We start from the raw sequence: 13,407 nt of genomic DNA, 5'->3' as shown, positions 1-13,407 counted from the left end.
GATTGTGGTCTAAACATGGGTCAACTTAGGATGCAAATTTCTGGCTTAAGTGGGTCAGTTTTCGATGCAATTCAACATCGTCAGCTCTTCATGCTGGTATTCCATTCCCTGCTCCGATGTGCCGGCGGCCTGATAAATCGGGGACGGCAGATTTTTCCGAAAAGGGCGTTACATCGTTAGCTGAAAGTACGTTAGGGGCTACATGGACACCGGAGGACGCTCCTATGTCCCTCAACACATTTCAGTATTTCGTACGGGCATCACTTTTAAAGTGGTGGGATCATATTTCACTGCAAAAGTAAGTTTATTCAGCGTACGTAGAAAATGGAGGGGTATCACCTTAAGAACCCCATGCATGTACAAGCATGGGATCAATAGGTGCGAATGAAGTCATTTTCGAAGTGCGACTGCGCTAGTTCTTCCAATACTTTGGTCGCCTTCGACAGCAGAAACTTAACTCTAGCCGGATTATCCCACCCAGCTGCATCATGCTTTCCTCCATGAAATAGATTATTTCTTATTGTTTTGAGGACGAGTACAACCTTGCCGAGGTTCGAATCGGCTCTTGAAAGATTCAGCGGCTTCCATACCAGTTGATTGTTTTCCAGTTTTTGGACATCAGGCGGAGAGGCCATTAAATCATGCGCATCTGCGGTGATCTTATGGTCCGCCTGAGTGCTATCTATGAACGCATCCCAATCAGGCTGCGCCTCTCCATATCGGCCCGGTTTTACGAAGTGGTTTTCCTTCAGTGCAAATTCAACCCTAGTAAAGCTCCAAAAGAAATTAAAAGCTATCTCTTTGAGCTCGGCATCAATGGAATCCTTTTTCATATCGGTTTTCTATTAGTTAGATATTCGATTATCGGCTGACCAAACAGACTACCGCTGGAGAGAACTCACTGTTGAAGCATATGAGATTGGCGTTGCGACGTCGAGTCAGGGCGAGTTGAGTTCCCCTCTTCTCAGCTAAGCCCTTTAGACAATCCCTTCAAAAAAATCGTTAGGACCCCTCCGATTGCCCTATCCTTTGGGAAAACAAAACAATAGAAAATTTCCCGCCAATCACTGAGTCGTTGCGACTTGCCAGGATCATAAACGGACCCATCAGCCAAGGAACTTCTGAAGCTTCAGTCTGGATACCCGGCCAAAATCTCCGTAGAGCGCAACTAAGTGATGATGTTAATACGCGCCACACCGACATTCATCAAAACTGAACCCGCGAATGCTTCCGCATTGAAAACGAGCAGCACGATGAAAAATAAAGTTCATCTTTTTGGCTTTTGGAGCTATTAGCGTGAACTGAGAAAATGGCTATTTTTAAGAATGGCCGGCGGTGTAAAGCAACATTTTCCTCTTGTTACAGCGTTCGTCCTGATCATCTCTATAAAAACTGAAGCGCAGCTATTGGGCGTCAGAACAGAACTCAGCTCTCACTGAAGCATCCTCTCAACATCCCAATTACCAATGAAGGAAGGTGGAACGCGCCGGGCTTAGCAACGACTTCTGTCAAAACAGAGCGTCGCTCCAAGCGCTATCCGACCTGTTGCATGCTTGTGAGAAAATCGGGCAGATTTATGTGGCGGCGCTGACATGGAGGTAGATCAATGACGACCGTTTTTATTGGCGGGTCGATCACCATCCGGCACCTGGATGCCAAGGTGCAGGATCGGATCATGAACATCGTGCATCAGAAATTCGATGTGATCGTCGGAGACGCCGACGGCGCGGACGCGTCCATTCAGCAGTTCCTGGCCGACCAACGCTACCAGCATGTCACCGTCTTCTGCACCGGCAACGTTCCGCGCAACAACATCGGCCAATGGGCCATACACCAGGTCAAGAGCTATCACAGTCCCGGATCGAGAGCCTATTTCACGGCGAAGGACCTAGCGATGGCGGAAGCGGCCGATTCCGGTCTGATGATCTGGGATGCAAAGAGTAGCGGCACGCTGAGCAACGTGATCGAACTGCTCAGCCGAAAAAAATATTCCTTGGCTTTTGTGGACAAGCTGAAGAGCTTTCACGCAATCAAGAGCGTGGAGGCACTCGAACAATTGTTGAACTACATGCCGTCTCCGGAGCGCAGGAAAGCCGATGTCAAGATCGGCCTGTCCGAGAAGGTCGGCGTGCTACGCTCACGCGAACAGCAGTTGTCCCTGCTGGCTGAACGCCCCGCCATCATTGCGCATCACTGAGCAGCGACCGGCATCAGCGCTGGATCTTGAACACGCTGACCACCTGCGTCAGCCGTCCGGCCTGGTCCTGTAGCGACTGCGCGGCGGCAGCGGCTTCTTCCACCAGCGCGGCGTTCTGCTGTGTGACTTCGTCCATCTGGGTGATGGCGCGGTTGATCTCCTCGATGCCGGTGCTCTGCTCGTGGCTGGCGGCGCTGATCTCGGCCACCACGTCGGTGACGCGGCGCACGCTGGCGACCACCTCGCTCATGGTAGCGCCGGCGCGCTCGACCAGTTGGCTGCCGGCGCCGACCTTTTCCACCGAATCATCGATGAGCTGCTTGATCTCCTTGGCCGCCGAGGCCGAACGCTGGGCCAGTGAGCGCACTTCCGAGGCCACCACGGCGAAGCCGCGGCCCTGCTCGCCGGCACGGGCCGCTTCCACCGCCGCGTTCAACGCCAGGATGTTGGTCTGGAAGGCGATGCCGTCGATCACACTGATGATGTCGGCAATGCGGCTGGAACTCTCGGTGATGCCTTCCATGGTCTGCACCACCTGGTGCACTACTTCGCCCCCCTGGCTGGCGATGTCGGAGGCCGAGGCCGCAAGCTGGTTGGCCTGGCGGGCGTTGTCGGCGTTCTGCTTGACGGTGGAGGTCAGTTCTTCCATGGCCGAGGCGGTCTCTTCCAGGGAGCCGGCCTGTTGCTCGGTGCGCGAAGACAGGTCGAGGTTGCCGGTGGCGATTTCCTGCGAGGCGGTGGTGATGGCATCGGTGCCGGTGCGCACTTCGCAGACGATCTTGTGCAGGCTGTCATTCATGGCGCGCAGGGAATGCATCAGCATGCCCGTCTCGTCCTTGCTGTGGGACTGGATTTCCACCGTCAGGTCGCCCTGCGCCACCCGCTCGGCCACGCTCACCGCTTCGTTCAGGGGACGCGATACCGCGCGTGCCACCGCTGCGGCCAGGGCAAAGGCAATCACCACGATGGCCACCAGCAGGCCGATGATCCACTTGCGCGCAGCGTCGAACACGTCGCTGGCGTCCTGGTCGGAGCGGGCGCTGCCGGCGTCGTTGATCTTGACGATCTCGTCCATGTTTTCCAGCATGCTGCGGAAGGTCTTGTTGGAGTCGCCCTTGAACATGGCGCGGGCGTCTTCTTCCTTGCCTTGGCCGGAGATGTCGGCGAGCTTGCGGTTGATCTCAAGATAGCTGGCGAAATTCTTGGAGAATTTTTCGTAGACCAGCTTTTCCTCGGCCTCCGAAATCTGCTTTTCGTAGGTGGCGCGCTGCTTGGCCAGGATCTCCAGGCGCGACTTGATAGCCTTGAGCGCATCTTCGCGTTCGGCAGGGTTGGCCGCGGTGATCATCTGCAGTTCGGAGATGCGCATGCGCGGCAGGGACGCCTGGATCGCCTGCGCCGCCTTGATGGTCGGCAGCCAGTTGCTGGCCATGTCGGTGGAGGCCTGGTTCACCGCCTTGAGCTCGCGGATCGCAAAGATCCCCAGGATGACCGTCAGGATAATGACGGCGGCAAAGGAAAGGATCAGTTTCCGGGCGATCTTCAGATTGTTGAACCAGTTCATGTCTGCCTCGTTATTCTCACAGTGCTGGAATGCAGAGTCGATTCTAGGCAGGTCGTGAACGGGCCATATCGCTGATTACGCGGGGGTTTACCGGGCAATTGCCGTACTTGCCATGCAGAACTGACAAGCCTGTCAGCAAGCGGCTTTCCGGCCGATCAAACTGGTCAGGCCATCATATCAGTCGTTCTCTTGCGGCGATAAGATTGGCAATTGAGCAAGTGCCGGTGCCGACGAGCTACCGACCTGCAGCGCACTCTCACGACGATCCTGCCAGTCTCCACCGAGCGCTTTGATGAGGAACACCGACACCAGCAGCCGCTGCCCCATCAATTGCGCCGCCTGGCGCTCGCTGTTGAGCAGGGACTGTTGCGCGGTGATCACATCGAGGTAGGGCGTGGCACCACCTTCGTAGCGGCTGGTGGCGATGTCCAGCACCCGACGCGCACTAGCGATGGCCGACTGGGATTGCCGATAGGCACGGTCCAGGGCGGCGATGCCGGTGATGCCATCTTCCACTTCCTGCATGGCGGTCAGCACGGTGCGCCGGTAACCGGCCACGGTAGCCTGGTAGCCAGCCTTGCTGAAGTCCACGCCGGCGCGCAGGCGGCCGGCATCGAACAGGCTTTGCGAGGCCGATACCCCGAGTGACCAGAGCACGCTGGGCGCGTTGAAGAGCGCGCCCCAGTTGCGGCTGTCCACGCCATACGAGGGTTGCAGCATGAAGCTGGGATAGAAGGCCGCGCTGGCCACACCGATCTGGGCATTGGCGGCAGCCATGGCACGCTCGGCCGAGGCCACGTCAGGGCGACGCTCCAGCACGTCCGAGGGCACGCCCAGCGGAATCGCCGGCAAGGCGATCGGCGCCAGCGAGGGGGCGATCGCAAAGCCCGGGGCGGGGGTGCCGGTCAGGGTAGCGATGGCATGCTCGTACTGGGCGCGCTGGCGGCCCAGGAGGTCGACCTGGGTCAGCGTGGTGTCGAGCAGAGCCTGTTGCTGGGCCACGTCCAGTCCGGAAGTGGCGCCCAGGTCGTGCCGCGACGTGGCCAGGTCCAGCGCCTTGCGCTGCAGTTCGATGGCGCGCCGGACCACGTCCAGTTCGACATCCAGTTCACGCAGGTTGAAATAGTTGCTGGCCAGGTCGGCGCTGATCAGGAGGCGGGTGTTTTCGAGATCGGCAGCCGATTGCTGGAGGGTGGCGCCGGCCGCTTCCACCGAGCGTCGTACCCGGCCGAAGAAATCCAGTTCGTAACTGACAGTCAAGCCCAGCGCGAAATCGTTTTGTACGGTCGCGTAATTGGGCGAATTGTAGTTGGTCAGCGGCCGGTTGGCCGAGATACGGGCACGTGCGGCACGGCTGCTGATGCCGACCTGCGGCGCCTGTGCCGCCCCGCTCACATCCAGTTGCGCCCGTGCCTGGGCCAGCCGCGCCGTGGCAATCGCCAGCGTCTGGTTGCCGGCCAGCGCCTGCTGCTGCAGGGCGTTGAGCTGGGCATCGCCGAAGCGCTCCCACCAGGGGCCGCGCGCGACCTCATCCTGCGGCTGCATGCTGCGCCAGGGGGCTTCCGGCGTCCAGGCGGCGGGCATGTCCAGCGTCGGCTTGACGTAGTCGGGGCCGCTGGCGCAGGCAGCGAGCGCCAGGGCGCAGGTCAGCATGACCAGGACGACCGGCGGGCGGCGCAGCTTCATGATGCGGCCTTCTTCGCTGGGGCGGGCTGCTCCAGGGTGGGTTCGACCTGGTCACCTTCGGACAGCGAATCGGAGGGATTGAGGATCAGCTTTTCCTTGCCGCTCAAGCCCTCCAGCACTTCCACGGTGAGCCCGAAGTTGCGCCCCAGCCTGACCTTCTTGAGCTGCACCTTGTTCTGCTCATCGACGGCCGCCACCAACGAACCGTCGCGCCGGAACATCAACGTATCGGCTGCGACCAGCAGCGCGCCGCTGGGTTTCAGGGGCAACGCCACCTGTACGAAGGCGCCGGGCAGCAGCGCGTTATCGGCATTGGCCAGGGTCACCTCGATCTGCATGGAACGGGTCGCCGTATCGATCGACCCGGCGGTGCGCGCCACCTTGCCTTCGAACTTGCGGCCGCGCAGTTCGGACTGGGTGACCGTGACCTGCTGGCCCGGCTTGACCAGGTTGGCATAGGACTGCGGCACGTTGACATAGACCCGCAGCGGATCGGTCTGCGAGAGCACGAACAGCGAGCGCCCTGCGCCCGGATCGATCAGGTCGCCCACGTCCACGTTGCGGCGCGTGATGATGCCCGAGAACGGTGCCACGATGCGCTTGAAGCCCTCCACCTGGCGCAGCCGTTCGACGTTGGCGTCGGCTGCCGCCAGGTTGGAGCTGGCCTGGGCGAAGGCGCTGCGGCGTTCATCCAGTTCCTGCTGCGAGACCGCATCCTTCTTGCGCAGGGCCTCCCAGCGGGCCATCGAGCTCTTGGCCAGTTCCATGCTGGAGGCGGCCTGCTGACGGGCGGCCAGGGCCTGCGAGAGTTGCTGGTCGATTTCCGGGGTATCCAGTTCGGCCAGCAGCTCGCCCTTCTTGACCTCGGCGCCGATGTCCTTGTACCAGCGCTTGAGGTAGCCGCCGGAACGCGCCGAAATGGGAGACTGCACAAAACCCTGCAAGGTCCCCGGCAGGGCCAGGGTCTGGCCATCGGCGCTGCTGCGGGCTTCGGTCACGCGCACGAACACCTTGGCGCGCTCGGCGGTGCCGGCTTCCAGGGCGCGTGCGTTGGCCGTGCGGCTGATGATGGTACGCGCCGCGCCTGCGGCCAGCAGGATCAGCACCACCACCAGCACCAGCCGGGCGCGCTTCATCATCTGCTGGCGCTGTTGCGGCTCGCCCTCGGAAAGAGGGTGGATGCCGAGTTCGGAATGACGGTCATGCGACATGGTTCAAGACTCCTGATGCGCGGGCCCGGCCACGGGATGGCGGCGCTTGTCGGCGCGGCGGGCCAGTCTCTGATGCACGCCGGCAAACACCACCGGCACGAAAAACAAGGTCGATACGGTGGCCAGCATGAGCCCACCGATCACGGCACGCCCCAGCGGCGCGTTCTGTTCGGCACCCTCGCCCAGGCCCAGGGCCATGGGAATCATGCCGATGATCATGGCCAGTGCCGTCATCAGCACCGGGCGGATACGGGTGGAGCCGGCTTCCAGCGCGGCCGCCAGCGGGGTGGCACCCTCTTCCCGGCGCTGCCGCGCAAAGGCCACGATCAGGATACTGTTGGCGGTGGCCACGCCCATGGTCATGATGGCGCCGGTCAGGGCCGGCACCGAGAGCGTGGTGCCGGTGATGAAGAGCATCCAGGCGATGCCGGCCAGCGCGGCGGGCAGCGCGGCGATGATGATGGCGGCATCGATCCACGACTGGAAGTTGACCACCACCAGCAGGTACACCAGCACGATGGCCATGGCCAGGCCGACGCCCAGGCCGATGAAGGAAGACTGCATGGTTTCCACCTGGCCGCGGATCACCACCTGGCTCCCACGGGCCAGCCTGGGCTTGATCTCTTCCACCAGGGCCGTCACCTTGCCGGCCACGCTGGCCAGGTCGGTCCCCTGCACGCTGACATAGACATCGATGGCCGGCGAGATGTTGTAGCGCGAGGCCACGGCCATCTGGCGTCCGGCATGCACATCGACCAGGTTGCCCAGCAGTTGCGGCGGGGTGGTGGCATTGGCGCCCGCCCCGACCGGGATATTGAGCAGGGAATCGAGCGAATCGACCTGGTATTGCGGGGACTGCACCGCAATGCTGTAGACCACACCGTTATTGGGATTGAGCCAGAAGGCCGGCTGCGTCTGCGAACTGCCGGACAGGGCGATCAGGAGGTTCTGGCCGACATTGGAAGCCGACAGGCCGAACTGCTGCAGGCGCGTGCGATCCATGCGCAGGTCCAGCGAGGGGCCGTCCAGTCGCTGGTGCACGTGGGCGTCCACGGCGCCGGGAATCTGCCTGATCTTGCGCGTCAGCTCAGCCGCCAGGCGCGCATTGGCTTCCATGTTGGGGCCGGTGAATTGCACGTCGATGGCCGCGGGCAGGCCGAAGTTCAGGATCTGGGTGACGATGTCGGCCGGCTGGAAGAAGAACTCGATGCCCGGGAAGCGGCGCGGCAATTGCTCGCGCAGCATGGACACCAGTTCCTCGGTGGGGCGATGGCCTTCCTTCAGGGCCATCAGGATTTCGCCGTCGAGGGTGCCGATGGTGCCGGCATTGCTGTAGGACAGGTTGATGCCGGAATTGGGCACGCCCAGGTTATCGAGGATGGTCTCCAGTTCGGAGGCCGGGATCAGGCTGCGGATGACGCGCTCGACCTCGTCGGCGGCACGTGCGGTTTCCTCGATGCGGGTGCCGGTGGGCATGCGCATGTGCAGGCGGATCTGGCCGCCATCCACGTTGGGGAAGAAGTCGCGGCCGAGGAAGGGATACAGCAGGCAGGACAGCAGGCAGAACCCCAGGAAGCCCAGCGCGAAGCGGCGCCGGTGCGCCAGCAGCGAGGACAGCACCAGCGTATAGCCATGGCGCACCCGCTCGAAGCGGTTGTCGAAGGCGCGGTACAGGCGCTGCAGCAGACTGGCCTTGGCGCTGTCGACCTGGCCGTGGCTACCCATGAGCAGCATCACCAGGGTCGGTACCAGGGTGCGCGAGAGGATGTAGGAGGCGGCCATGGCAAAGACCACGGCTTCGGCCAGCGGCACGAACAGGAAACGCGCCACGCCGGAGAGGAAGAACATCGGCACGAACACGATGCAGATGCACAGCGTGGCCACGAAGGCCGGCACACCGATCTCGCCGGCGCCGACGGTGATGGCGTCGTGCAGCGGCTTGCCCAGGTGCAGGTGACGCTCGATGTTCTCGATGGTGACGATGGCCTGGTCCACCAGGATGCCCACCGAGAGCGCCAGGCCGCCCAGGGTCATCAGGTTCAGGGTCTCGCCCAGGGCGGCCAGCATCAGGATCGCCGCCATGATGGACAGCGGAATGGTCAGGCCGATGATGAGCGTGCTGCGCCAGTTGCCCAGGAACAGCAGCACCATGGCCGCCGTCAGGCCGGCGGCGATGAGCGCCTCGCTGATGACGCCGGTCACGGCCGCCTTCACGAACAGCGACTGGTCAAACAGCGGCGTGATCTTGATGTCTTCAGGCAGGGTCTGGGCCGCGGTGGGCAAGAGCTTGCGCAGGTTGTCCACGATGTCCAGGGTGGAGGCGCCGCCGTTCTTCAAGATGGACAGCAGCACGCCGCGCGCGCCGTCCTGGCGCACCACGTTGGTCTGCGGCGAAAAGCCGTCGCGCACGTTGGCCACATCCTTGAGGTAGATGGTGGCGCCGTTGGTGGTGCGCACCGGCAGTTCGTTGAGACCGGCCACGGCTTCGGGCGAACCGTTGATCTTGACCGAATACTCGGTGCCGCCGAACTTGGCCGTGCCGGAGGGCAGGATCAGGTTCTGCGTATTGATGGCGTTGACCACGTCGATGGGGGCCAGGCCACGCGACTGCAGGGCCTGGGTATCCAGGTCCACGGAGATCAACCGGCTCTTGCCGCCATACGGGTAAGGCACTGCCACGCCGGGAATGGTGACCAGCTGTGGACGCAGGGTCTGGACGGCAGCATCGAACACGGTCTGCTCGGGCAGCGTCGGCGAAGACAGTGCCAGTTGCATCACCGGGATACTGGAGGCGGAATACTTGATCACCAGCGGCGGCGTGATCCCCGGCGGCAGCTGGCGCACCTGGGTCTGCACCGAGGCCACCACCTGGGCGATCGCCTGCTGGATATTTGCCTTGGGCTGGAAGAACACCTTGATCACCGACACCCCGGCCAGGGATTGCGACTCGATGTGCTCGATGTCGCTGACCACGGTGGTGAGCCCGCGCTCGTTCTGGGCGGCGATGCGCTGCCCCATCTCCTGCGCCGACAGGCCGTTGTAGTTCCAGATGATGGAGACCACCGGGATATTGATCTCGGGGAAGATGTCGGTGGCCATGTTCTTCAGCGTCAATGGCGTGGCCAGCACGATCAGCAAGGCCATCACGATGAAGGTGTACGGGCGGCGCAACGCCAGCGCGACCATGTTCATGAACTGCTATCCCTGTAAGGCGGGCAGGATCGACCGGGCAGCCTGCGTCTGCAGCTTGCCCATGCCATGAACCGGCGCCCCGTGCGGCCCCGGCCGTCCTCTCCTGCTGTGCTTTGTTCTATGTGGCGCAGGCTGGCGCTTTTCCCCGGTCGCCGGTCTGCGTTCCCTGAATCCGATGAGCTTGCCGGGGCCCGGTTTTATTCTTCGTGGGCCGTGCGGCGAGGGCTATTGTAGCGGCCTCGGAGCCGCCTTGCAGAAGGCTTTTCGACAAATCGCTTTCTGACAGAAATGTCAGCAAAAGACTTCTCACCAGCTGCAAGCACAACCGGAAAATCGCCACATGTGGCGACCGGCAGGAACCGCGCCGCTATGGCACACTGCCCCTCCCTTACCTTGTCCCCGCACTCTCCTGCATCATGGAATTCCTGCGCCAGCGCATCGAAGCCAGTGTCCTCTCCATCAGCCGCGGCCCCGGCAGTGCCGACTTCCTGCAGCCGCCGGGTGATCCCGGCCTGTTCGGTCCGGATTCTGCAGCCTGGCAGGTCCACAGCGATTTCACCTCCATGTTGACGGGCGGCGTGGCGGCCCTGCTGCTGCAGATGTTGCATCCGCTGCCACTGGCCGGGGTGTGGGATCACTCCAACTTCCAGGCCGACATGCTGGCGCGCCTGCGCGCGACCGCACAATTCATCGCCGGCACCACCTTCGGCAGCCGCGCCGACGCCGAGCGCCTCATCGAGCGGGTCAAGCGCATCCATCTCGTGGTCAAGGGCGTAGCGCCGGATGGACGCGCCTATTCCGCCAGCGACCCCGATCTGCTGACCTGGGTGCATGTGGCCGAGGTGCATTGCTTCCTGCAGGCTTATCTGCGCTATCGTCGGCCGGACTTTCCGGCGACGCGCCAGGACCGGTATTTCGACGAGATCGCCCGGGTCGCCGAGGCACTGGGCGCGCGCGAGGTACCGCGTTCGCAGATGGCAGTGGATAGATACATCCAGGCGATGCGCCCCGAACTGCGCTGCGACGAACGCACCCGCAAGACCTTGCAGCTGGTATTGAATGCCCCCGCGCCGAACGCGCTGGCGCAACCATGGACGCGCCTGATGATGCGCGCCGGGGTGGACCTGCTGCCGCCCTGGGCGCAAGAGATGCTGGGGGTCACGCCGCGTCCGCCGTGGCGGCGGGAACTGCTGCGGCGCTCAGTACTGGTGGCGGCACAACCATTGCGCTGGGCGGTGCGCAACGGCTCCATCCATCTGGCGCGGCGGCGCATGGGCTTGCCGCCGTACGGCTGAAGGCCGCTCTTTCAGGGCTGACGGACGCTGCGCAGGTAGGCCAGGATGTCGTCGATCTGGCGATCGCTGCCGATGCCCCAGAAACGCATCTTGTTGCCCGGCACCACCTCGCTGGGCGCCTTGAGGAAGGCGCGCAGCTTGTCCTCGGTCCAGACGAAGCCGGCACCGGCCATGGCCGGCGAATACTTGAAATCCGCGGTGGAACCGGCCTTGCGGCCGATCACGTTACTCAGTTGCGGACCGAAGCCGGCGCGGGCCGAGGGTCCGACTGCATGGCAGCTGGCGCACTTGGCGAAGGCGGCGCGCCCGGCCACGGGGTCGCCTGCCGCCTGGGTCACTAGAGGGATGAGGGCAAGGACAACAATCAGCAAGGAGGTCAGGCGCATGGACATTCCGGTCAGTCGGCTCCCGCAGGCGCGGAAGCGCCCCGGATCACGAAATGGCTGGCCTCAATGCCCGATTTCTGAAGAAAGGCGAACACCGAGTCAGCCGTGGTGGTCTCGATTCTATCGCTGCCTCTGGAACGGCGCACCGGCACTGCCATGATCGTGGCGCTCAGGCCCTGGTCGCCGGCGTATTTCCTGGAATTGCGTCGGGACGAGAAGCCATAGCGTGGACTATTCCGTCATCACGGCCGGCCTGCCAGCCGGTGCATGATCACGCCGCTCCGCCAGCCATCCCCACACCAGCAGCGCCAGCACGGCAATCCCGGTCAGCGCGGCAAACGCGGCGCCATAGCCGTAGTGCTTGGCGACCACACCGGCCAGGGCCGGGCTTAGCGCCGCGCCGACCGACTGGATGGTGGTAACCGCGCCCAGGCCGATGTTGATATGGCCGCTGCCCTGCAGGATGCGCGCCACCGAACCCGGCAAGGCCACGCCCAGCAGGCCGGCACCGACGCCATCGAGCATCTGCACCGGCAGCAGCGCCCAGGGCGAATCCCACACGCCGGCCACCAGGCCGCGCACCGGCAATGCCAGCAGGGCGATGGTGATGGGCAGCCAGTAGCCCTGGCGTTCAGCGAAGCGGCCGGTCAGGAGCGCCGTGGGGATCATCACCAGCTGCGCCACGATCACCGTGAGCGCGGTATAGAGCGCCGGATCGGCACCGCCACGCGCCACCACCGACTGGCTCAGCAAGGGCAACATCGCCGCATTACCGAGATGGAACAACATCATGGCCAGGGCCAGCAGCATCAGCGGGCGCGAGGCGACCAGCACGCGCCAGGTGGAGACCTGCGGGTCCGCTGCAGCGCGTTCCGGGTCCAGCCCACGGGCGACGTCGTGATCGATGTCCTGCGGGCGGATGCGCGACAGGCAGACCAGCGAAGCCAGCGCCATCACCGCCATCAGTACGAACACCGCCGGCAGGCCCCAGTAGTAACCGAGCGCACCGGCCAGGGCCGCCGAGAAGACATTGCCGGCGTGGTTCCAGGCTTCGTTGCGCCCGAGCTGGGCGGGCAAACCCTGCTGACCGACGATGCCCAGGGTGAGGCCGGCGATGGCCGGGCCGATGACGGCGCCGACGATGCCGGTGCCAACCTGGGAAATGGCGGTCAATGTGAAACTGGGGGCCACCAGCAGTAGCAAGGAGCCGGCCACCACCAGCACCGATCCCAGCCCGACCACCAGGCGCTTGGCGCGCACCGCATCGGTGAGCGCGCCGGCCGGTGTGGTGGCGAGCATGCCGGCGATGCCGCCCAGCGTCATCACATAGCCGATGTCGTCGGCGGCCCAGCCCTGCCCCATCAGGAAGACCCCGAGGAAAGGCCCGAGACCGTCGCGCACGTCGGCCAGGAAGAAGTTCAGCCTGGACAGCCAGGCGATGGAGCCGGCCTTGGCGTTCATCCTATCGGCCCCTTGAAGATGAAGAAGGCGCCCAGGCAGATGCAGCCAAACCCGACCAGATGGTTGATGGTGAACTGCTCACCCAGGTAGAGCACCGAGAAGATCGAGAACACCACCAGCGTGATCACCTCCTGCATGGTCTTGAGTTCGGCGGCGTTGTAGACGCTGTGGCCGATGCGGTTGGCGGGGACGGCGAAGCAGTATTCGGCCAGGGCGATCATCCAGCTGACCAGGATCACCAGGTACAGCGGACGGTTCTCGAACTTGAGATGGCCGTACCAGGCAAAGGTCATGAAGACGTTGGAGATGATCAGGAAGACGATGGGAAGGACTTTGGGCGACATGTTTTTTGTTCTTTATGAAAATGACGACAACAAGGAAAAGAGGCGCAACCGATGGCACAAGGCCATCCGCT

Annotated in this window: 10 protein-coding genes; 2 read left to right on the top strand and 8 right to left on the bottom strand. The window is 63.1% G+C overall.

Annotation, left to right across the window (positions count from 1 at the left end):
• Positions 1–371: 371 nt before the first annotated feature.
• Entirely contained in the window at positions 372–833 is a 462-nt protein-coding gene (locus tag HWE04_RS15740; RefSeq protein WP_241812983.1) for a hypothetical protein, read from the bottom strand.
• Between the two features lie 773 nt (positions 834–1,606).
• On the opposite strand from HWE04_RS15740, the gene HWE04_RS15735 reads away from it, so the two are divergent.
• Complete coding sequence (locus tag HWE04_RS15735) at positions 1,607–2,197, top strand: hypothetical protein (protein WP_241812982.1); 591 nt, start codon at positions 1,607–1,609, stop codon at positions 2,195–2,197.
• A 13-nt stretch (positions 2,198–2,210) separates the two neighbouring features.
• Here HWE04_RS15735 and HWE04_RS15730 read toward each other — a convergent pair whose 3' ends face one another.
• From HWE04_RS15730 to HWE04_RS15715, 4 genes are all read right to left on the bottom strand, one after another.
• Positions 2,211–3,761 (bottom strand): methyl-accepting chemotaxis protein, encoded by a 1,551-nt coding sequence (locus HWE04_RS15730; RefSeq protein ID WP_006461173.1) that lies wholly within the window; start codon positions 3,759–3,761, stop codon positions 2,211–2,213.
• 177 nt (positions 3,762–3,938) lie between these two features.
• Positions 3,939–5,447 (bottom strand): efflux transporter outer membrane subunit, encoded by a 1,509-nt coding sequence (locus HWE04_RS15725; protein ID WP_006461172.1) that lies wholly within the window; start codon positions 5,445–5,447, stop codon positions 3,939–3,941.
• The gene (locus tag HWE04_RS15720; RefSeq protein WP_241812981.1) at positions 5,444–6,658 is read right to left on the bottom strand and encodes an efflux RND transporter periplasmic adaptor subunit; all 1,215 of its coding nucleotides are present in this window, start codon (positions 6,656–6,658) and stop codon (positions 5,444–5,446) included. Before HWE04_RS15720 ends, HWE04_RS15725 begins: the two co-directional genes overlap by 4 nt.
• Positions 6,659–6,661: 3 nt before the next feature.
• Positions 6,662–9,850: an efflux RND transporter permease subunit gene (locus tag HWE04_RS15715; RefSeq protein ID WP_241812980.1), complete on the bottom strand. Its 3,189-nt coding sequence runs from the start codon at positions 9,848–9,850 to the stop codon at positions 6,662–6,664.
• A gap of 416 nt (positions 9,851–10,266) precedes the next feature.
• On the opposite strand from HWE04_RS15715, the gene HWE04_RS15710 reads away from it, so the two are divergent.
• Positions 10,267–11,145, top strand: a complete 879-nt coding sequence (locus HWE04_RS15710; protein ID WP_241812979.1) for an oxygenase MpaB family protein — start codon at positions 10,267–10,269, stop codon at positions 11,143–11,145.
• Positions 11,146–11,156: 11 nt separating this feature from the next.
• On the opposite strand, the gene HWE04_RS15705 is transcribed toward HWE04_RS15710, so the two are convergent.
• The 3 genes from HWE04_RS15705 to HWE04_RS15695 form a co-directional block, all read right to left on the bottom strand.
• On the bottom strand, positions 11,157–11,531 hold the full coding sequence (locus HWE04_RS15705; RefSeq protein WP_241812978.1) for a c-type cytochrome: 375 nt from the start codon (positions 11,529–11,531) through the stop codon (positions 11,157–11,159).
• A 231-nt stretch (positions 11,532–11,762) separates the two neighbouring features.
• Positions 11,763–12,992 (bottom strand): MFS transporter, encoded by a 1,230-nt coding sequence (locus HWE04_RS15700; protein ID WP_234295025.1) that lies wholly within the window; start codon positions 12,990–12,992, stop codon positions 11,763–11,765.
• Entirely contained in the window at positions 12,989–13,336 is a 348-nt protein-coding gene (locus tag HWE04_RS15695) for a DMT family protein (RefSeq protein ID WP_006461163.1), read from the bottom strand. The genes HWE04_RS15700 and HWE04_RS15695 overlap by 4 nt, the downstream gene beginning before the upstream one ends.
• Positions 13,337–13,407: the final 71 nt, after the last annotated feature.

Source organism: Herbaspirillum sp. C7C2 (assembly GCF_022627865.1).
Classification (GTDB): domain Bacteria; phylum Pseudomonadota; class Gammaproteobacteria; order Burkholderiales; family Burkholderiaceae_D; genus Herbaspirillum; species Herbaspirillum frisingense.
The sequence above is the reverse complement of the archived record's forward strand: the minus strand, read 5'-3'. Positions and strand labels throughout refer to the sequence as shown.